The sequence below is a fragment of the Anaerosporobacter mobilis DSM 15930 genome, assembly GCF_900142955.1.
Lineage (GTDB): Bacteria > Bacillota > Clostridia > Lachnospirales > Lachnospiraceae > Anaerosporobacter > Anaerosporobacter mobilis.
The window spans coordinates 96192-117873 of the sequence record NZ_FRCP01000022.1 but is presented as its reverse complement, the minus strand read 5'-3'; the positions used below and the strand labels follow the sequence as shown (position 1 = coordinate 117873).

10 protein-coding genes are annotated in these 21682 nt (G+C 36.5%); 9 read left to right on the top strand and 1 reads right to left on the bottom strand.

The features are described from left to right. Positions 1–269: transposase (locus BUB90_RS19735; protein WP_139241819.1), on the bottom strand; the 269-nt coding region annotated here is incomplete at its 3' end. Between the two features lie 349 nt (positions 270–618). Here BUB90_RS19735 and BUB90_RS19730 point away from each other — a divergent pair. The 9 genes from BUB90_RS19730 (at position 619) to BUB90_RS19690 (ending at position 21612) form a co-directional block, all read left to right on the top strand. Then, a complete protein-coding gene (locus tag BUB90_RS19730; RefSeq protein ID WP_073290665.1) occupies positions 619–1773 on the top strand; it encodes a glycoside hydrolase family 88 protein in 1155 nt (384 codons plus the stop codon). Positions 1774–2003: 230 nt separating this feature from the next. Then, positions 2004–3362: a glycoside hydrolase family 28 protein gene (locus BUB90_RS19725; RefSeq protein WP_073290663.1), complete on the top strand. Its 1359-nt coding sequence runs from the start codon at positions 2004–2006 to the stop codon at positions 3360–3362. 219 nt (positions 3363–3581) lie between these two features. Beyond that, a complete protein-coding gene (locus BUB90_RS19720) occupies positions 3582–12968 on the top strand; it encodes an Ig-like domain-containing protein (RefSeq protein ID WP_073290661.1) in 9387 nt (3128 codons plus the stop codon). 130 nt (positions 12969–13098) lie between these two features. Further along, entirely contained in the window at positions 13099–14493 is a 1395-nt protein-coding gene (locus BUB90_RS19715; RefSeq protein WP_073290659.1) for an ABC transporter substrate-binding protein, read from the top strand. A gap of 166 nt (positions 14494–14659) precedes the next feature. Next, the gene (locus tag BUB90_RS19710) at positions 14660–15550 is read left to right on the top strand and encodes a carbohydrate ABC transporter permease (RefSeq protein ID WP_073290657.1); all 891 of its coding nucleotides are present in this window, start codon (positions 14660–14662) and stop codon (positions 15548–15550) included. Next, a complete protein-coding gene (locus BUB90_RS19705) occupies positions 15550–16389 on the top strand; it encodes a carbohydrate ABC transporter permease (protein WP_073290655.1) in 840 nt (279 codons plus the stop codon). The genes BUB90_RS19710 and BUB90_RS19705 overlap by 1 nt, the downstream gene beginning before the upstream one ends. Before the next feature lie 152 nt (positions 16390–16541). Beyond that, the gene (locus BUB90_RS19700) at positions 16542–18365 is read left to right on the top strand and encodes a cache domain-containing sensor histidine kinase (protein ID WP_073290653.1); all 1824 of its coding nucleotides are present in this window, start codon (positions 16542–16544) and stop codon (positions 18363–18365) included. Further along, a complete protein-coding gene (locus BUB90_RS19695) occupies positions 18343–19863 on the top strand; it encodes a response regulator transcription factor (RefSeq protein ID WP_073290651.1) in 1521 nt (506 codons plus the stop codon). The genes BUB90_RS19700 and BUB90_RS19695 overlap by 23 nt, the downstream gene beginning before the upstream one ends. 156 nt (positions 19864–20019) lie before the next feature. After that, positions 20020–21612, top strand: coding sequence for a glycoside hydrolase family 43 protein (locus tag BUB90_RS19690; RefSeq protein ID WP_073290649.1), 1593 nt, complete (start codon positions 20020–20022; stop codon positions 21610–21612). Positions 21613–21682: the final 70 nt, after the last annotated feature.

The following is a 21682-nucleotide window of genomic DNA, read 5'->3' as shown; positions in this document are numbered from 1 at the left end:
GCTTTTTCTATTTTCCTGCTAGAATAGATGTTTTTGGAATAAGCATAAGTCACTACCTTGCACATGATCTGTGGTTCCACTGCTGGTTTTCTTCCTGTAGAAGCGTAAGCCTGATACAACTTCGTGTAATCCAATCCCTCCATAACGTGGCTATGCAGTCGGACAGAGTCATCTTCTGGTATAAGACTTTCCAAACTTAATGGTAAAACCAATTGATAAGAATCCTTAAATTTGGTATAATCTTTATAGTTAATTAAGTTATTTGACATAACATAATTATACTATTAATGCAGGTTCTTCGGAACCTGCATTTTTCATCTGGTGGTATAAAGAGGAGGCTGTTGCAAAACTAACCTAATTAGTTAGTTTTGCAACAGCCCCTTTGTTTGGCTTGCAAAGCAGTAACATCTAAAAAAAATGCTTGTAATGATTAAAAATTTGCATATAAAGAATAGAATACTGTTGTTACAATACTTATAGCAAGTGTTAAAACGGTATTTGAACAATTCCATGGTTGTTTACAGTCCGCAATGGCGGATCTTTATTGAAGGCAATTCGTATGTTAAATAACGCAGTAATAACAGGTAGATATTAATTAGGAAGAAGGAGAGAGTGAAGATGGTAACAGACAACGATAAAACTTGGGCAGATTCGGTAATTCAAAGAATAACCAATAAGATAGAAGTGGTGAGTGAACGAAGTAAGGATAAGATACCAGCCAAAGCAGTGGATGGAGTACATGATGATCGTTCTATGGAGACATTGGACTGGAATGATGATGATGGAATTAATTGGTGGACAAACGGATTCTGGGGTGGGATGATGTGGCTAATGTATCATGAAACGAAAGAAGAGAAGTATGCAGATATAGCAAGAGTCTCGGAGAAAAAACTAGATCGTTGTTTTGAATATTACTATGGTCTTCATCATGATGTTGGATTTATGTGGCTTCCAACAGCAGTGGCAGATTACAGACTGACAAAGAATCCAGAGGCAAGAAGAAGAGCATTACATGCGGCGAATCTTCTAGCTGGAAGATTTAACCCAGCTGGTAAGTTTATTCGGGCGTGGAATAACGTTGGTGAAGATGACACAAGAGGCTGGGCAATAATCGATTGTTTGTTTAATATACCTCTCCTATACTGGGCTTCGGAAGAGACTGCAGATCCAAGATTTAAACAGATTGCTATGATACATGCCGATACGGTTATGGACACCTTTATTCGTCCAGATGGTTCTGTGAATCATATAGTGGAATTTGACCCATTTCACGGAGGAGTTGTAAGAACCTATGGAGGACAAGGATACGAAGATGGATCTTCTTGGACAAGAGGTCAGACTTGGGCACTTTATGGCTTTGTTATCAGTTATCTGCATAGTGAAAAAAAAGAATATCTGGATACAGCAAAGAGAGTAGCCCATTACTTTATGGCCAATATTCCGGAAAATGGAATTATTCCTGTTGATTTCAGACAGCCAAAAGAGCCGGTATGGGAGGATTCTATTGCGGCAGCAGTGGCTGCCTGTGGATTAATTGAGATTGCAAAGCTAGTAGGAGAATATGAGAAAGATGTTTATATTAATGCGGCTATTAAGATGCTTAAAGCATTAGAACAAAGTCGTTGCAACTTTGATTGTGATAATGATGGTATATTACAAAATTGTACAGGTGCATACCATAGCCCGGTTAAGCATGAGAATTTTACATATGGAGATTTTTATTTTATGGAAGCAATGTTTAAGTTAAAAGGAGAAGATTTCTTCATTTGGTAAATATCATAATCAGACTCAAATGTAAAAATCAAATTTAACATTATCTCGTCAATTTCAATAAAAATAAAAACTTACTTTAGAGTAGGTAATTGCTTGCATCCCTATGCATACTTGTCAGTAATTGTAATACTGAAGTTTGCATGGGGATTTATTATATGGAACGGTTAGTATATAAAACAGTACAGGATAAGATTAAGAGTGAATAAAAAAATAGTTAAAGGAGAAAGATTATGAAAACATATTATAATGCAAAAGATTTTGGAGCAAAGGCAGATGGTGTAACAAAAGATACGAAAGCAATTCAGGAGGCAATTAACCTATGTAACAAACAAGGTGGAGGAACTGTTCTACTTGAAGAAGGAACTTTTGTATCAGGAACTCTTTATCTAAGATCCAATGTTTATATAGAAATCGCAGTTTCGGCTAAATTACTTGCGAGTCCGAATATAGAAGATTATGGAGCGGACACTCACTATAACCGTTATCGGAATGAAAAGGACATGGACCGTTGTTTTATCTATGCACAGGAGGCAGAGAATATTGGCTTATATGGGCATGGAGAGATAAATGGCAATGCAGAAGCATTTCCAAATGAAGGAAGTATCTATCGCCCCATGATGATTCGATTATTACGTTGCAGTCATATTCATATCTCTGATTTGAAGTTATATGACTCTGCTGCGTGGACAATCGCATTCCTTGACAGCAGCTATATATGGACAGAGGGATTAGATATCTGTAATGAAAAAAGATACAACGGGGATGGGCTTGACTTTGATGGATGTAGTCATGTGTTTGTCAATAACTGCAGAATTAAAGGAACGGATGATAATTTGTGTCTACAAGCTAGTAGTAAAGAGTACCCGGTGAAGAATATTCATATCTTCAATTGTGAATTTACCTCTATCTGTGCAGCAATTCGTATCGGACTGAAATCTATAGGAAGCATCTCAGAGGTTACGATCCATAATTGTACGATGTACAATGTATGGAGAGAAGGGATTAAATTAGAATGTACAGAAGGTGGGAACATCTCTGATATTATGGTGAGTAATATTGTGATGCGTAATGTAAGAAGGCCAATCTATGCCATTCTCAACAATCGCTTCTTACCAGGCGGATTAGGTAGTTCAGTGGAATTAACGGACATGCCGGATATTGGAACAATGAAACGAATCCTTTTTTCTAATATATTTGCAACCGATGATGAAGAGATGAAAGAGACGCATTTGCGTTTTCATAAAGATATTATGGGAAGTCCTCGTTTTAATGGTATTCGTATGGATGCAGAAGATAATCATCCAATTGAGCAGATAATGATTGATCATCTTGTATATACAACTATTGGCGGTGTGAAAAGAGAAGAAATTCCAGAAGAATACCCTGAGGTGTTGGATCAGAAGATACATCCGGGAATATCATGCTCAGAAAATTACTTTCCTGATTGGAGTAGGGCAACCTTCATGGATATTAGAAATGTGAGAGGGGTATCTTTGAAATCTGTCCAATTTCATGCGATGCAGCAAGATGAAAGAGAGGCGGTAATTTTGGAAAAATGCAGTATACTACATAAGGAAATTACAATATAGAACTTAGTAATTTAAACCGGATTTTGCTTAAATTATTGATATTCGTAAATAATTATTTATATGAGTGGTTAGTAATTAATATAAAATTGTATATTTTGCTTAAAAAGAAGTGTTACAATCTTAAAAAACTACCTATTTTGACTGAATTATCGTTGATACAATACAGGAGTAATGTATAACTTTATAGATGATAGTATCATCAAAAGGAGGAGGCAGAATATGCACTTAATGAGGTTAAGAAGGCAGATATCGGTATGTTTGGCTACGATCGTTATGGTCACAGCAGTTCCCCTTGATAGCATGGTAATCCAATCCAATGCTGAAACGGTGAATGAAGATACCATAACTTCTACTAGCTACCAAGATGTATGGGGAACATATGGGGTTATTGACACAATTGATTTGGGGGATTCTAAAGATGAAAAAGCGCATAAGATGGATTCCACATATAGCCAGATCATTACTGGTGAGAGTGGTGAGAATGCCAGAGTTTCACTACCAAAAGAGGTTGTGGAATATTGGGGTGGTGAAATTGCATTTACGATTAAAGTGGATCCAGATGCACAGAATTATTTCACTTTAAAATTATGGGGTTCTGATATACCAATCATGAAGACATATCTGGCAATTGATAATGAAATTATATTCAAATCACCTTTGGTAATTACTACAAGAACATCGGACCAACCGGCTGGCGGTAGATTCTATTATAGTACAGTTCCGATACCAATTGAAAAAACCAAAGGAAAAACAGAGTTAACAGTATCTATAAAGACGGGAGCGGATACCTATCCTTATGGAGCAGGTTCTGTGGAGAAACACTTTTATAGGAAGATGGATCAACAGTCAGCAGGATATTACTATGGTTATGTTCATACCACTGCTTCTTTGGCAGACAAGGTAATTAAGGATACAACAAAGTCCTCAAGGTATTTGCCGTCGGTTAATTCCGTGGCAACGACTACGGAAGAAGAAGTGGTAATAACTAATCTTGCGGCAAAAGCAAAGAGTATATTAGAAACCGTAGTAGCCACATCAGGAGGAGATGGTTATAAGACTACTACATGGACGCATACTGATAATGCGGCGGGTAGTGGTACGATGCTGATGCCTTATTCTCAAAATGTTAAGAATACCAACAATATGCGAACCATCGTAGATATGATGTCAGAATCTAAGGAATATGATGAAGTTATTAAGGAGGTCGGTTTTGATAATATTATTGATGCCATTCGAAATGGTTGCGACCGTCTGGTTATTAATTACCTAAACCGACCTGCTACTATACAAACAGGAGGGCATCAATCATCTTGGGGTGGTTTCTATCAAGGTATGGGAGAGGCTCTGTACGTAGTATATGAAATGTTTGAAACTGGAAGGGCGATAGAACTAGGAACTTCCTATACAGACTTTGAATCATGGTTGAAGGGGAATGAAAAGATCAATTGGCAAGAAACATTTTCAAGCGTAGCGAAATTTTTAACGCCAGATCAACCTTTTCGCTTAGAGAAAGTACAGAAGGAATACATAGAAGGGCATGGAGAAACTTCAAGAAAGACGGCATATGAAGAAATACTTTGGCTAAATTTCAATTATGCAAGAACACATGCGTATACACTTACTCCGCTAACGAATCAAGTAATGTTTCAGATGCTAGGGGCATGGTTATCCAACGCAGGATTGATGGCAATCGGCTCAGAAAAAGCAGAAGATATGAGTTCTGCAATCCGATTCCTATACAGAAGTATGGGGGTATGGGCTTATCTGGACATAGATGTAATTGATGGAACAGTAGAAGCGGTAGGAAATTCAGATGGGAAATATAATGGTGATTTAGTCATAGAGAATATTGGGGCATTTAACAACGTGTATTCTACTACAGGTAATACTGGAGATAAGAATACCGAAACTATGACAGGAAATCGTATCTATAATGGAGAATACAGAAAAGTATTCGGAGAAAACTATTATATGGTAACAGATGCAGGCTTAACAAGAGAGACAACCTATGCAGCAGGTTATGGAGAACATAGCGACATGCTTGTGGAAGCATATCGCTTAACAAAAGATCTTAATTTTCTAAAACTTTATCTTGAAGCCAGCAACGCAAGAACTCATATGAGATATGCTGCCGTAGATAGTTATGGGAACCGGGTCATGTCACTAGAAGCAACCATAGAATGTCGTGGACCATATTATCCTTATAAGGTAGGTTATCTAGGAACATTAGATTCTTCTTCCAATGAGAATAAACCATTTACCATGGCGTATCTAAAGAAGATATTAGTAGATAGACAGTCGGAGTTTACTCAGATGTTTGGTGAGGAAATGTATCTTACCAATTTGGAATATGCAAACAATGCCGTAAATTATGCAAAACAGATGCTAATGGATGGTCAATATGTTTCGAAGATGGGAGCCTCTTCCTGGGCAGATATCTATACTGCTTCTGGATATCAGTATGTGAAATCAGAAACTGCCAATGGGGCGCTGATGCCTGGTACGAATGTAGATTGGTATTCTGAAGCAGAACTAGAGGCACTTGGTGTAGATAAGGGAAGTTTTAATAGTTATACAGAAGCAGTTAAGAACCAGTTAAACGAAACTACATTCTATGATATTGATGATTCGGTTGTTATGTTCCGTAATGAAGATACTACCTATTACATTGAGCTTCAGTACAAATCAGATCCAGGTTTGAATGGGATGAGCAGAATTCATACGATAAATAGTGAGTATGACACTATTGCAATGGTAGAACATGAAGTTGGATATACCCCATCTGGCTTCTGGAATACAGAAACAGATTGGGCAAATTATGATATAGCTTATGATCCGGTTACTGTATTTCCAGATCAAGTGATTAATGCTAAATACGGAGAAATCCTTCCAGTAGCCAAGTTCAGTGATTCTGAGGAGGATTATCAGGTGCAGCCTACCAAATCAGGTTCTCCTTTTGGTGGATACGGAGAGTTTTATTCGTTCCAGTATAACCAATATGTTATAGCAATGAATACAACTAGAGTGGATTCTAATAATGCGAAAGATTATGCAGTAGTACTGCCTTCATCTTACACGGCAGATACAGTAAAGGATTTGGTATCTGGCAAGAATCTTACCGTTTTGAATGGTAAGGTGACAATACCAGCCTATAGTTGTGCAGTACTGGATTTAGGAGCTGAATCCTATATTAGTGATATTCCTATGGCATCTATCTTCACCACAGCCGTTGCTGATGGAAACATAGTAGCAGTAAGTTGGACACATGGTGGATATACAAACAAAGAATATCAGGTATATCGTTCCGAGGTGGCAGAGAATTTAGGTGAATTGGTTGGGACGGTAGAAAGTGATAAGAATGTATATGTGGATGATACGATTATAGCAGGTAAAGTATACTATTACCGTGTGGTCGGTGTTAATAAGCATGGTGTAAGCGGTAATCCATCGGTGTATACAAAAATAGCAGCAACCAAAACCGAAGATATTCTACAAGGAAACTGGGCTGTAATGGATGTAGATGGAACTACAGAGAATATACAAGCAAGTGTGGTTGAATCAGCTGCTATTGAATTCACAGGAACGACACAGAATGATGGTGCATTATTGTTTGCTCATACAACCAATATAACAGATGGAGAGGTGGCAAGCCTTTCAACATATTCCCTGAAGTTGAAAACTGGGGAAGAAAAGCAGGTAACCGCAAGCTTAGAAGATATGGATAGTATAGAAACCACCGGAGATTTTACGTATGTTGCCAAGGTGGAATCCGGGGATAACACGGGTGTAATGTTCAAAGAGAGTATAACAAAGCTGACCAGAGGCGGTTTTATCTCACTGAATCCAGATACAGGGACATATCACTTCTCTTATCGCCAGTACCCAAGTATTATTAAGAAGTTTAATATGGTGCCAGATTTCTATAATGTATATAATGATATGAATCCATTAGACGTGACAGGAACAGTGGAAGGTGCACAGTGGATTAAGGTAGAGAGAAAAGGATTCTATGTATATGTCTTTGTCGGTAAAGGCGAGGAAAAGACAAACGTAGAATGGATTCCAATTGGAGAAGTAGACCAACTTCGTTATAATACGGCTGATGAAGTGGGAACCCCATATTATCTAGGAACGACAGGTTGGGAAAGATTCAGTGAAGATGATTTAGGTCTGTTCTATATACCTATGGCAGATGCGGTATACGTAGGTGTTGCGTCTTCAACTGTTGGAAGGGTAGACAATATTTCATTAAATAATGCGGAGAATCTAGGAGCGGGAATTCCAGGTAAGACAAAGGTAACGGCATCTAGTGATAATGTTTTGTGTAATATAACATTAAATTGGACCAACATTACTTATTCAGACACCTTTCATGTCTACTATACTAAGGAAGCAGAACTAGCGAATACAGATCCAGTCATCAAAGATGAAAATAATAACATTATAGGAGTAACAGAGGGATGGACTGCTCTTGTTACAGTCCTTCGTGATTATAAGTATACGATAGAAAACTTAACAGACGGAACAGATGGGCTTTGGTATTTTAAAGTAGTACCTTTGAACGTTAAGAAACAAGCTGGTAAAGCTTCGGATACCGTTAGTGCGGAGGTGGACCCAGGTAGCGTTAGAATTGCAAATTCAGTATGGAAGAATACAGATATCAATACACGTACGACAGGGTATAGTTTAGAGTCGGGCTCCACTTTATCCTTGAATACCGATGGAAATAGAATCTGGGCAACCGATGGAAATTCATTTCGGTTTATGTATCAGGAAGTAGACGCTGCAACCGATGGCGTATTTATTACAAAAATTAAGAAATCAGATTTTACAAATAATATAGGGACTGCGTTAATGATTCGTGATGGTTTTGATGCAACGTCTAACAGACATACCGCTTTTATGATGAATGAAACGTATGGCTTGTTTGCACAGACCCATTATAAAGCTGGGCAAAGTGCCCGATGGAATGAAAAAGTTGTTCCGAATGGAGATTATTATTTGAAATTAGTAACGAAAACTGATAAGCAGGAATTCTTATTATACTATGCTCCTGCCAGTGATAACGATACATCGTACCCTACTGCTAATCAATGGATTCTGCATAGTACAATAAGCCGTGATTTTGATACGAAGTACTGGTGGCAGGATTATACAACTGGTGCTGGCGTCAAATGGTATGTTGGACTTGCTTTAGCTACCGGAGGAGTATTTAAGTCTGGTGATTTCTATAACACAACGCCTGTTTTTGATGTAGCTAAAATAACTAGCGGTAATTCTTCAATAGAATCAAATCATATAGTTCTTTCGAAAGATACAGAGATTACAATAGAATTGAACGTACTCGATGCTTTCGGTGTTAATCCACTGGATAAGAGTGAAATAGAATATGTCGGAACGCTACCAGATAGAGCAGAATATAACAATGGAGTATTCACTTGGAAGCCAACACAAGTGGGTACAACTCAACTTACCTTTAAAGCAAAAGAAACCGGGGTAAATGATTTCTATGGCGGAACGGATATTACAATTGAGGTAATGGAAGATACTAATCTGCCTGTTATTAGCGGAATCGCTAATAAAACCATGAAAGCAGAAGAAAAGTTGAGTATGCAGGTACAAGCGGAGATAAAAGACACGGGCTCTTTTGGAGGTGTCAATGACAGCGTTAGTAAGAATGATATGACATATGCTGTTGATTCTATTAGGAGTAATGATGGAAGGGAATATACACTAGATGAGTTAGGAATGAAGCTGAACGAGAAAACTGGATTGTTTACATGGACACCGGGAAGATATCAAACAGGAAGGTATTCCTTGGTATTTAGTGCAACTGGTAGTAATTATTCTGGTAAAAATGTATCTACAACAAAAACAATAACTATTACTGTAAAAGGAGCACCAAACGTAGAAATAAGTGAAGTAACCACTCAGTTACTTTATGGAGCTGAGTTTACAGATGGAAAATTTATGAATGGTAAATTAAATGCTTCTGCTACTGTCAAAGCAGAGGAAGCTTTTGAGTTATTAATAAAGCCTTCTGATCCAGCAGGTAATGCTTTTTTTACAATGACAAATCTGCCAAAAGGAGCAACCTACAATACTTCAACTGGCATACTGGCATGGACACCTTCTTATACGCAGTCACAGGTAGTGAATCCAACTTATACAGCGGAGGTATCTGTATACAACAATAATTTTAAGGAAGTATTTACCCTTGATATAACTGTTGAAGAACCAAATGATACAGCACCAAGTTTTCCAATCGACTGGACAGCAGGGGGAACAACAGCATATGATCAAGGACAGATGAAAGTGACTTATAACAATCGTGCAAAAACGTCATTGACTTTAGGGGTAGGAGCTAGGGCAAATGGATCTGTTGGCAGAGCAGCAACCGTTTATAAAAAATTAAAAGGCAGTACTACTATCATTACAAGAGTAACAGATCCGAGTCAATATGTTAAGTATGCAGGAATTATGGTTACCGATAGGATTTATGATACGGAGAATGTAGGAGTTCAAAGAAATAATTCAGGTGTATTTCTTGCAACAGGAGCGGAATTTAAAACAGGGAAGAATGTTACCCACGACACTTTCATTGGTATGGGGGTGAAGGAACCTGGTTTAGGCACTCCGTATGATAATGCTTATCAGACTATCTATCCGTCTGATATTACTGCTACCGCAGGAGAATTAAAACCGGTATTCTTAAAATTAGAATATGCAGTGCAGATAGATGGGACAGCAATGGTAACGGGAGCGTACAGTTATGATGGAACGAATTGGACAGATATTATGGACCAGGCAACTCCTTCGAATAAGGCAACCTATATCTATAGTGCGGATATGGTTAAGAATGGTATCTATGCAGCTATATTTACTAGTGCCAATAATTCAGCGAATTTAACGACCACCTTTGATAATATTCAGGTAAGTACTAACGAAATTAAAGAAGTACTTTCCGTGGGTGAAGAGAAGCAAATTAATGGATATGCAGTTCATCCATTTGATGAGGTTACTTATTCCTATAAGATTTTTGAAGCGGATGGTGTAACTGAGATAATGGATTCGGGTGCCAAGGTTGATACAGACGGTATGTTTACATGGACTCCGACAGCGAAAGGTACATATAAATTAGTTATAACAGCAGAATCAAAATTATGTGACATGGAAAACAGTCAGACTTATCTCCTTGAAGTATCTAATCCGGCAACGAACCTTACTTTGGATAAGGAAACGCTGAATATGATTTTAGGTGGCACTACACAAACGTTGACTGCTAGTTTAACACCCGGTGATGCGGAAGATACCATTACATGGACAAGTAGTGATTCAAGTGTTGTTACCGTGATACCAGGTACACCAGCTAATACAGCTACCTTAAAACAGGTTAAAAAAGGTACAGCTACAATTACTGTAACGAGTTCTGGAGGTTTAAGAAAAACCTGTAACGTAACAGTAAGTTCAAATTATATAGAAGGGCAATCGCTTAATGGGTTGTTCTATGATACTTATTTGAATAAGGGGACAACATCGTCTTCTGCATTAGTAAATGCAAACATGCTTTCTATATTTGGAAGAGGGAGATATAGCATCTTCGATCTAGATATTAGTAATGTAGATGAGAATACTGATAAAGCAGAATTGAAACTACATTTTGCAACGAATAAAGGAAACCCAACCAATAGCGGAGTGACTTCTGAATTCTACGCATATCCAGTACCTGAAGTACTCTCAGAGGATGCAGCTTACGCGATGGACTTTGTAAAGCTTGGAATAAGTATTGATACCAATGATTCTGTTACAAACCTTGATCAGTTAACATCAAATGGAGCTGTACGGATACTTTGGGACGAAAGTGCCAGCAAGACACCAAACCAAAGTACAACTGACTATACAACGATTGATTTAACAGAATTGGTAAAATCCTATAAGCAAAATAATCCAACTGCAAATGCTATGACATTTTGTCTATTTGCTTCAAATGGAAAAGGTGGTGCCTTCGAGTTCTACTCTTCCAGAAATTCAGGTACAGCTAATAGTAACAAGGTCCCAATGTTTGAAGTAACACCAGCAGCTGGAGACGCGAATGGAATTGACTTAACAGAAGTTCAAATAGAAACAGACCAAGTTGAGGAAGGACAGACTGGTGAAGTACAACAAGGAGAAGGTTTAATAGAGGAAGACCAAACAAGCGAAGAACAGCAAAAGGAAGGCCGGATAGTAACCGAACCTACAGATGTATCTATGTTTTCAGTTAAAACCATGATGGAGGAAATGAAATCAGAAGATCCTGAAGCAGTAGAGAGTATAGCTACTTTAGAAACTGATTGTGAAGTAAACTGGACGATAGCGGATTCTACAATAGCAAAAACACTTGTAGGAGAAGATAGTAAGACGGTGTCAATTATGGGATTAAGGGCAGGAACCACTGTATTAACGGCTACAATTAATGGAAGATATGTTGCAACCTGTCGGGTAACAGTAGAGAGAAATACGGACAATGGTAATGGAGATAATACAAGCGGCGAATCGGAAGAAAATACTGGAACCGATTCAGCAGAGACAATAAGTAAGCAAACCATTAGGGTTGATATAACTGGTAGTGATTCAACGGTTTTTGTAACTCTTAATGAAAAAGGATATAAATCGGAAATAGCAGCATCTACGCCTAAGAACCCATACCAGTTAAAATTTGATTTACCTTCTAGTATGATTATAAACCAAATAAAATCGGATTCTGTTAAGAATGTGAAGGTTGTCGTAACAATTCCTGATTCCTTTATTGGCAACGAGAGTATTGTTATGAATGATATTGCAGTATCTAAACAAATTCTTATGGCAGCTAAGGAGAATAATAAGACAATTACTCTTGCTGTGAATAGTCAGAGCCAAAAACTGCTCTATCAGTGGACAATCAAAGCAAACGATTTGACGAAGGCTTTGATTCATGATGGAATTAGTTTTGGTACAAAGGTAACAGGAGCAAATACCAACCCAGCCGTTAAAAAAGTATTAACCAGTGATACCAAGAACACAAGTGGCGTAGTAGTAACAATTGCGCCAGAAAAAGTATTACCGGTTCAAGTAACGAGCAAAGTATATATAGGAGAGCAAGCCGGAGTAAAACCAGGCAAAAAGGTATATGTGTACTATTATAATAACACTACAAAGAAACTTGATACCATTCCAGGGGGATATAGCCTTGTAATTGATGCAGTGGGATACCTGTCCCTTCCGATAATTAAGGGTGGTGACTATGTAGTATTAGCGAAAAAAGCGGATACAAAAGTAATAACTTCTCTGCTTAATCAGGTACGGATTACCAAGAGTATGACATTGAAAAAAGGCAAAACAAGTACCATAATACCAGTATTACCGGATTGGTTAGAAAAGGTGAATACGATGACAAGTACTACAAAGTTTTCTTGTGTTGGAGCAGTTACCATAACGTATACATCTAATAATACAAGCGTTGTTTCTATTGGTAAAACATCGGGTAAAATAACAGCAAAGAAAAAAGGAAAAGCTATTATTACAGCAACTGTAACCTTATATTCTGGAAAGATTAAGACATATAAAACTAAAGTAACAGTAAAGTAATGATACATATCTTAAAAAAGTGTATTTGCATGTTAAAAATGCCGATTTTATGAATGACAGGTAAATGGTAAAGTATATACATCAACAAAAGAAAAACAAAGCAAACAAATAGTGTAATGGAGGATTGGTTATGAAAAGAAAAATGTTAGCATTAGTACTTACCACCACAATGATTATGACAGCGTTCGTTGGTTGTGGAAAGAAAGCAGAAACAAACAATTCCAAGCAAGTTGATACATCTGTTCAGGATGAGTCAGCAGAAGCTGGGAAAGAAGAAACAACGGATCAAGTTGGAGAAGAAAAATCAATTGTTACAGAGCCAACAACTTTGACGTATGTATTTGCCGATGGTGATGAAGGTGCCAAAGAGGCAATGAATGAAATTGTTAATCGTTTTAACAATACTTACAAGGATGTAACAGTTAAAATTATGCCAGGTAACGGTGGTGCTTATAGTGAATTGTTAAAAACATTGGACAGTGTTGGTGAGTTTCCAGATGTTATGGAGATGAGAGATACCGCTGCTTATATAAGAGCTGGAAAGTTAGAGCCATTATCAAGTGAAATCACTGCTCTATTTAAAACCACAACTGAATTTGAAAATGCTGTATACACAGCACCATTAGCTGGTGAGAATACACAAGGAATCATTTATAATAAAGCATACTTTGATGAAAATGGATTTACAGAGCCAACAACTTATGCAGAATTTATTGAGCTTTGTCAAAAGATTAAGGAAAAAGGTGATATGTCTCCACTTGTAGTAGGTGGTCAGGATATCTGGCATATGGGATTTTGGTTTAACAAAGCCTATAATGATCAGGTAATATCACAAGATCCAGATTTTATTGCAAATTCTTATGCAGGAACTAAAGACTTTACAGATGCAACTGTAAAGGCAACCTTTGAAGAAATGAAAGAAATTATGCAATATGCGCAAGATGGTTGGACATCCACACCAGATGCTCAAATTACAACCTTCTTAGTTAATAAGATGTCAGCGATGATGTTCTCTGGAACACATATGTTTTCTCAAATAGAAGCAGCAGATAGAGAATTTGAATATGGTTGGTTCCCAGTACCTAGTCCAGATGGAAAAACTCGTCTTGTGGGTGGCGCTGGAGTTGGCGGACTTGCAATATCAGCAGAAGCAGCACAAGATCCAAACAAGAAAGCTGCAGCAGAAGAATTCATCAAATTCTTTTTTCAATCAGAAAACTATAAAGTGTATTGTGAAAAATTAAGTGCAATTCCAGTTACTGTGGAAGAACCAACAATTGATGTAAGTGATGTATTTAAAGAAGTAATAGAAGCAACGAATACAGCAGATGATTTATGCAGTATGTGGAATGGTCAAGTAGGAAACAAGGAATTACCACCTGATTTTAGAAACTTTATGTATAAGACTGTTATTGAAGTACTTCAAGGACAAAGAGATTTGGATTCAGCATGTGAGGAGTTAAACAAAACATGGAAGACTTGTATGGAAAGCTTCAATCCATTAGATGGTACAGGTATTCAATAAGCTTAATATAAATAGATGCTTAGTTTAAATCAATAAACTTAGATTAATGTTGTCAATTTCTGTGCCTTATTATCGTAGCACATGTACGAAGGCATGGAGATTGACAACGATAGTAATAATTGATAATAGGTACAATGAAAAAGCCTATGAAATGAGGAGATAAGGCATGAATAAGAAGAATAAAGTGAAACTCCAAAAGTCTACATATGGTTTTATAGCACCAGCATTTATATTATATAGCCTATTTGTTATAGTTCCGACAATATCGAGCGTTTATTACAGTTTTACATCATGGGATGGAATCAGTCCTGTTGTAAGATTTATCGGATTGAATAATTACAAAGAAATTTTAACAAGTGCAAGGTTTGGTAATGCTCTTAAGAATACTGTAATACTTACAATATTTATCTCGTTGCTCGAGAATGCGTTTGCTCTTGGATTAGCACTTTTAGTTGATAATGTCAAGATTGGAAAGAATTTTTTTCGTAGTGCGTTCTATATTCCAGTTTTGATTAGTGGTATTGTTTCTGGCTTTATATGGAAGATTATGTATAACTATAATTTTGGTGCGATTAACACAATTTTAAATGATATTGGTCTTGGTAACTTAAAACAAGATTGGTTAGGAAATAATAAATTAACATTGATAATGGTAGGTTTGGTATTGGTTTGGAAGGGCGCAGGATATTATATGATTATTTATTTGGCATCTTTACAAAGTGTTTCGACAGATGTTATTGAAGCTTCGCAGATCGATGGTGCAAATGCTATACAACGATTCCGAAGAATCATTATTCCGTTAATATCTGGAGCATTTACAATTAACTTTACCCTTTCGTTAATAAACGGATTGAAAGTATTTGATCAGATCAATGTAATGACAGATGGAGGACCAGGTTTTACGACAGAGACGCTCGTATACCTATTATATAAAGTTGGTTTCAATGAAGGAAGGCAAGGATTTGGTACTGCAGTAGGTATGGTTTTACTCTTTATTATTATCATTCTAAATTCCTTGCAGCAAAAATTCTTAAAAAGTAGGGAGGTACAGCTTTAATGAATACAGAAAAGAAAAAAGTCGGAATAGGCTCCGTCATCTTACTATTTATAGCAATCTTATTAGCAATCCTGTTTCTTTATCCTGTACTGTTTGCTTTGATATCTGCATTCAAAAGCAATGGAGAAATTCTAAAAAATCCTGTTGCCTTTCCAAGTAAATTCTATTTACAGAATTTTATTGACTTGTTTCAGCAATCTGATTTTGCTACAGCGATTAGGAATTCTCTAATACTAACAATTGTATCAGAAGTTATTATTGTATGTATAGTACCTATGGCAGCATATGGAATTGAACGTTCAGAAAGCAAAATTACTAAAATCATATATACTTATTTTCTGGCTGGTATGATGATTCCTTTTCATCTGTATATGTTTTCTTTATTTAAAGAAATGAAAATGTTTGGATTGTTTGGTAATATGTTTGGGCCAATCGTTAGTTATGTAGCAGGTTCTATAGCTTTTGGAAGTTTATTGTATTGCAGTTTTCTTAAAGGAATTCCTCTTGAGATAGAAGAGGCAGCAAAGATTGATGGTTGTACTGCGTTTCAGACCTTCTGGAAAGTAACATTTCCATTGTTAGGACCATGTACAGGATCTATGGTTATTCTGAATGGATTAGGAATATGGAATGACTACCTTATGCCATATCTGGTATTACCAAGTGGAAAAGCAAAGACAATAACGGTTGAAATCGCCAGTTTTGTCGGACAATATTCTGCTAGATGGGATATTGTTTTCGCAGGGACAATCGTTTCGATTCTACCTGCATTATTGATATTTTGTATGTTCCAAAAATATTTTGTTAAGGGAATTATGGCAGGGGCAGCAAAAGGATAATAGACATAATATAATGACGTGAATGGAGGGCATGTTTTTCATACCTTCTTTTCGCGTATTTTCTTTACTGAGTGTGCAAGGTATAATATTGTTATGATAGTGTTTCAATAACAATAGTGGTGAGACATGCTTTAGGCAGGAGGAATATAAGAATGAATGTCAAATTAAAAAAAAGAGGTACTATGTTTCATAAATTTACGTTGGTTATACTAACTGTTGGCTTATTTCCAGTATTTTTACTTGCCGTGTTTATATCTTACACAATGTTATCAAGATATGAGGTGGCTGTGAAAACCAATTATGAACAGGCAGCCGTTCATATCTCTACTAATCTGGATAATATTTTAGATAACTATAATACAATATCTAAGATGATATACAGCTATAGTAGTTTAATGGAGGGAAGCCAGACAATCAATTATCTGAAAGCTGACACCTTTAGGCAGGTAATAGAAGAAGAAAACCGTTCAGAAAAGATTAGCGCTTTTTTAAGAAATGTACAAACAGTAGATTCTTTTATCTATGCCACACATTTTATTGGGTTTGACAGTCATCATCAAAAGCTTGCATATCACTATAGCATGACAAGTACATATTTTAAAGACGAAGAGATTTTTGAATCCGATGTAGATTATACAAATTGGGACAAAGAATCTAAGAAGTTGCAAGTGGTGCCAACCCATAAGAATAAGTATTTCAATGGTCCAGAACGGGATATTATCACGTTTGCAAGAAATTATTTTGATATCCGTGGAGTAATAGGAAAAGGTAAATACGTAGGAACGATATTTATTGACGTGGATATTGATCGGCTGAGAATGCTTTTACAAACGGTTAATGTAATTGGTGAAGGTACCTATTATATTGTAAATGAAGCAGGAGATTGCATGTTTAGCAATGATGAGAATATCATCGGCGAAAACCTGTATGATAAGAAGTTAAATCTTCAGAATACCAAAGAGCAGCTCTCAATTGCGAGTGATGCCGATGAATACGGACTTAAAGTGATTATTATAATGGACAAGAAGACTGCCTTTATGCAGATAACCGTATTACAAAAGATGTTGTTCTTTGCTGTTTTGTTTTGCATCGTACTTTTAGCAATGGGGTCTATATGGTTTTCAAAGAAGCTTACAAATCCAATTAATAAGATGGTGGATTCTATGGAATTAATAGAGAATGGTAATTTTGAACTACAATTACCTGTAACGTCTAATGATGAAATCGGGATTCTTTCTGCCCGCTTTAATCAGATGTTAACGACACTAAACCAGTATATCAATCAATGTTATGTGGCGAAGATTAAGCAAAATGAAGCGGAGTTAACAGCAGTAAAATCTCAGATATACCCGCATTTTCTATACAATACTTTGGAAGTAATCAGAATGACGGCACTAGATAACAAGGACGAAAAAGTTTCTAAGATGATTCAAGCACTTTCCTTACAGATGCGCTATATTATCGGAAATGTAAATGATTTTGTTCCTTTATCAGAGGAAATCGAGATAGTTAAAAACTATGTATATTTGCTAAATTGTAGAATAGATGGCGGATTTGAGTTTCATATTCATGCCCCAGACAGTAAGGAAATTATGGTGCCCAAATTAATTTTACAACCGATTGTTGAAAACGCATATAAACATGGTTTAAAACCAAAAGGTGGAAAAGGGAATGTTATACTTGAGGTAGAAAGAAAAAATGATATGGTTCAAATTACAATTATGGATAATGGAGTCGGCATGGACGAAATCCATCTTAAGCAACTGAATAAAAATCTTGAAGGCAATGAGATGGGAGTAAAGAATGCGTATAACTGGCAAAGTATTGGGGTGAAAAATGTGCATGACCGAATTCGTTATATATATGGAGAAGGCTACGGAGTGGAGATAACCAGTTCGCAGTCAGTGGGAACAATGGTGCAAATATTTTTTCCAGATAAAGGGGGAAGCGTTCATGCTAAAGATGATCATTGCTGATGATGAAAGTATTATATTACGTGGTATTCGTAAACTGGTGGATTGGAATGAGTTGGGGATCAATATTGTAGAAGAATATACCGATGGAAAAGAAGCACTGTTAGGAATATTAGCAAAAAACCCGGATATAGCACTTCTCGATATCAACATGCCGGGTTTAAATGGAATCGAGATTTTAAAATATATAACAACCAAAGAGGAAATTAACACAAAAGTTATATTTATCAGTGGATTTCAGGAATTTGAATATGCTAAAGCTGCCATTAAGTATGGAGTAACAGAGTATCTTTTGAAACCTGTAATTGTAGAAGAATTATTGAATGCGGTTGAAAAAATCATTCATGAAATTAATAGAGAAAAAGATATTAGTAAACCAGCACAAGAGATATCGCAGGAAACACCAGTAAATTATCATAAACTAGTCGATATACCCCAGGAAAATTATATACCAGTTTATACTGAAATCCTGTTTACGAGTGAAGTCATACCACAAGTAAAGAAACTGGTGACATTTTCGTTTCTTAGCTATCTAGAGAAGTATTTGGAGGAGAATGAATTTGGTATTGTCTTTAAAAAATCCGAAAATATAGCAATTATTCTAAAAGGGGAAGACGTAAAGAAAGCCAAAGATATTCTATATGAGATTGTTACAAATGCTAAAGAAGTAATGGGACACCAGGTTGCCTTTATTATGGGAGAGGTGGTGGACTGCATGAGCAAAATACCAGAAAGTTATTCTAGGTGCCTTGAATGGAAGGGGTATCTGTTCTTTCATGGAGAAATCAAAGCACCGATTCTGGTGTACGGGGAACCTGTTTTCTTCAAAAAAAGCAGTATGGATGAACTGAAAGTTGAGATGAATCGCTTAGTAGAGGCTTTGATTACTATGGATAGTGAGCGGTTTTTACAATCGTATCAACAATTTTGTAAGGGAGTTTGTAATCTGTCGGATGGAAAAAAAGAAGATGCCTGTTATTATTTTTGCAGTATGATTCGGTTGCTTCAAGAAAAATTACAAGGGATGAACCTGTGTGAAAGAGATACCGATGTGAAGGAGTTTTTAGAAATTGGTCGCAGTACAAGCAGTTTTAAAGAAATGAAAGAGAAGTATTGTTTGGTTATTAAAGAATATATGGATAACATAGGCGATTCGGTCAAGTTCCAGGAAAAGAAGGAAATTATCCTTGCAAAACAGTATATTGAAGAGCGATATATGGAAAATTTGACATTGGAGGTCATGGCAAAAGAGTTACATATGAATCCGTATTATTTCAGTAGTTATTTCAAAAAGAATACAGGTGAGAATTTTAAGGATTATCTGAATCGAGTCCGAGTAACTCACGCATTATCACTACTAATTTCTACGGATTTAAAAATATATGGGATTGCTATTGAAGTTGGCTTTCGTGATGCAAGGTCTTTGACAGAGGCTTTTCAAAAAATATATAAGGAAACGCCTGCTAATTATAAGAAAAGGATTTGTCAACACAGTAATTAGTCATAATTATGAAAGTTCTTTAAAAATTACTATATATTATAGAATTATTGCATATCTTACTTACCACTTAATGCTAGAATGGGATTAGGACGACGTGCTAATTTGTAGTCGACTTAAATTGGAGATGTCGTCCTAACAGAATCAGGAGGTTTAATTATGATAAGTACTTATGAAAACCCTATTTTAAAAGGTGATTTTAGTGATCCGGATGCCATTCGAGTGGGAGCTGATTTTTATATGATATCCTCTTCGTTTACGTACTTTCCAGGATTACCTTTGTTACATTCAAAAGATTTGGTGCATTGGAATATTGTTAATTATATCGCTAAGGAACTTCCTTTTGAAGCATATAACCATACGATGCATAAGAAAGGAATCTGGGCGCCATCCATACGGTATTACAATGGAGAATACTATGTATATGTTTGTACTCCAGATGAAGGATTGTTCTTATATAAGACAAAAGATCCGTTTGGAGAGTGGAGCAGCTATCATGTACTTAGAATAACTGGCTGGATTGACCCTTGTCCAGTATGGAATGAAGAAGGCAATGCTTATCTTGTTCATGCTTTTGCAGGTAGTAGAGCAGGAATAAATAGTATGTTGTTTATACATAGAATGAATAATGAAGGAACAAAGATTATAGACAATGGTAGATTGGTGTTTGACGGAAGAGATAATCATCATACCACAGAGGGACCAAAAGCATATAGAAAGAATGGATATTACTATATGATGGCTCCTGCTGGAGGTGTACCAAGTGGCTGGCAGTTAGTAATGCGATCTAAGCATATCTATGGTCCATATGAGGTCAAAATTACATTACATCAAGGAGACAGTGTGATTAATGGACCCCATCAAGGAGCTTACATCGAGATGGAGGATGGGAATGACTGGTTTGTTCATTTTCAAGATCGTGGAGCATACGGTAGAATCACTCATCTACAACCAGTTAGGTGGGAAGAAGACTGGCCATTGATGGGAGTGGATACGAACGGTGATGGGATAGGGGAACCAGTACTATCTTATTCTGTACCTATTGAACAAACAGAGGAATTAAGGAATCAATGCAAGCAAATTTATAAAGAATATAGTATTAAAGCAATAGCATTACCGGAGATTTCTGATGATTTTACTTGCGAAAAGCTTGGCTTACAATGGCAGTGGCAAGCAAATCCTAATAGTAATTGGTATTCTTTATCACAAAATCCAGGATATCTACGTTTGTTTGCTTATAAAAGCGAAAGAACTCATTCTTTATTTCACGCACCATGGTTTTTATCACATCTTATGCAACAAGAAACGTTTTGCATTACAACAAAGGTAACGTTAAATCATTGTGAAAATGGTGACCGTGCAGGAATTGCGATGATGGGATATCAGTATAGTTATCTTGCTATTGAACAGGATCAAGGACAGAATGTGGTTAAAAGATATCGAGGTATTGCAAAGGAATATTCCATCTATGAGCAAGAGCTAGTAGAAGAAGTATGTGATGAAAGTTTTGTAGTGAAAGGTAATGAGATTATATTGTGTATGGAAGTTATGAAGGAAGGAATCATTCAATATTCTTATAGTGAAGATGGGGAGGTATTCCAGACGATTGGAAATACAGTATCTGCAACCCCTGGAGGCTGGACAGGGGCACGACCAGGGATATTCTGTGGGAATTTTAGAGGACAAGTTAGCGCAGGATATGCTGACTTTGAGTATTATCATGTAAATAATGAGATAAAATATCATAAATAATAGTGAAGAATAGAATTAAAAAGTTAATATAAAAATTGAGAGAATATCTAACCTTATAAGAAGTTTATAT

Bases quoted from the DNA above. Each gene is read 5' to 3' on its own strand.
- BUB90_RS19710 (WP_073290657.1), top strand. From the start codon at position 14,660: ATGAATAAGAAGAATAAAGTGAAACTCCAAAAGTCTACATATGGTTTT.
- BUB90_RS19725 (WP_073290663.1), top strand. From the start codon at position 2,004: ATGAAAACATATTATAATGCAAAAGATTTTGGAGCAAAGGCAGATGGT.
- BUB90_RS19705 (WP_073290655.1), top strand. From the start codon at position 15,550: ATGAATACAGAAAAGAAAAAAGTCGGAATAGGCTCCGTCATCTTACTA.
- BUB90_RS19715 (WP_073290659.1), top strand. From the start codon at position 13,099: ATGAAAAGAAAAATGTTAGCATTAGTACTTACCACCACAATGATTATG.
- BUB90_RS19690 (WP_073290649.1), top strand. From the start codon at position 20,020: ATGATAAGTACTTATGAAAACCCTATTTTAAAAGGTGATTTTAGTGAT.
- BUB90_RS19695 (WP_073290651.1), top strand. From the start codon at position 18,343: ATGCTAAAGATGATCATTGCTGATGATGAAAGTATTATATTACGTGGT.
- BUB90_RS19730 (WP_073290665.1), top strand. From the start codon at position 619: ATGGTAACAGACAACGATAAAACTTGGGCAGATTCGGTAATTCAAAGA.
- BUB90_RS19700 (WP_073290653.1), top strand. From the start codon at position 16,542: ATGAATGTCAAATTAAAAAAAAGAGGTACTATGTTTCATAAATTTACG.
- BUB90_RS19720 (WP_073290661.1), top strand. From the start codon at position 3,582: ATGCACTTAATGAGGTTAAGAAGGCAGATATCGGTATGTTTGGCTACG.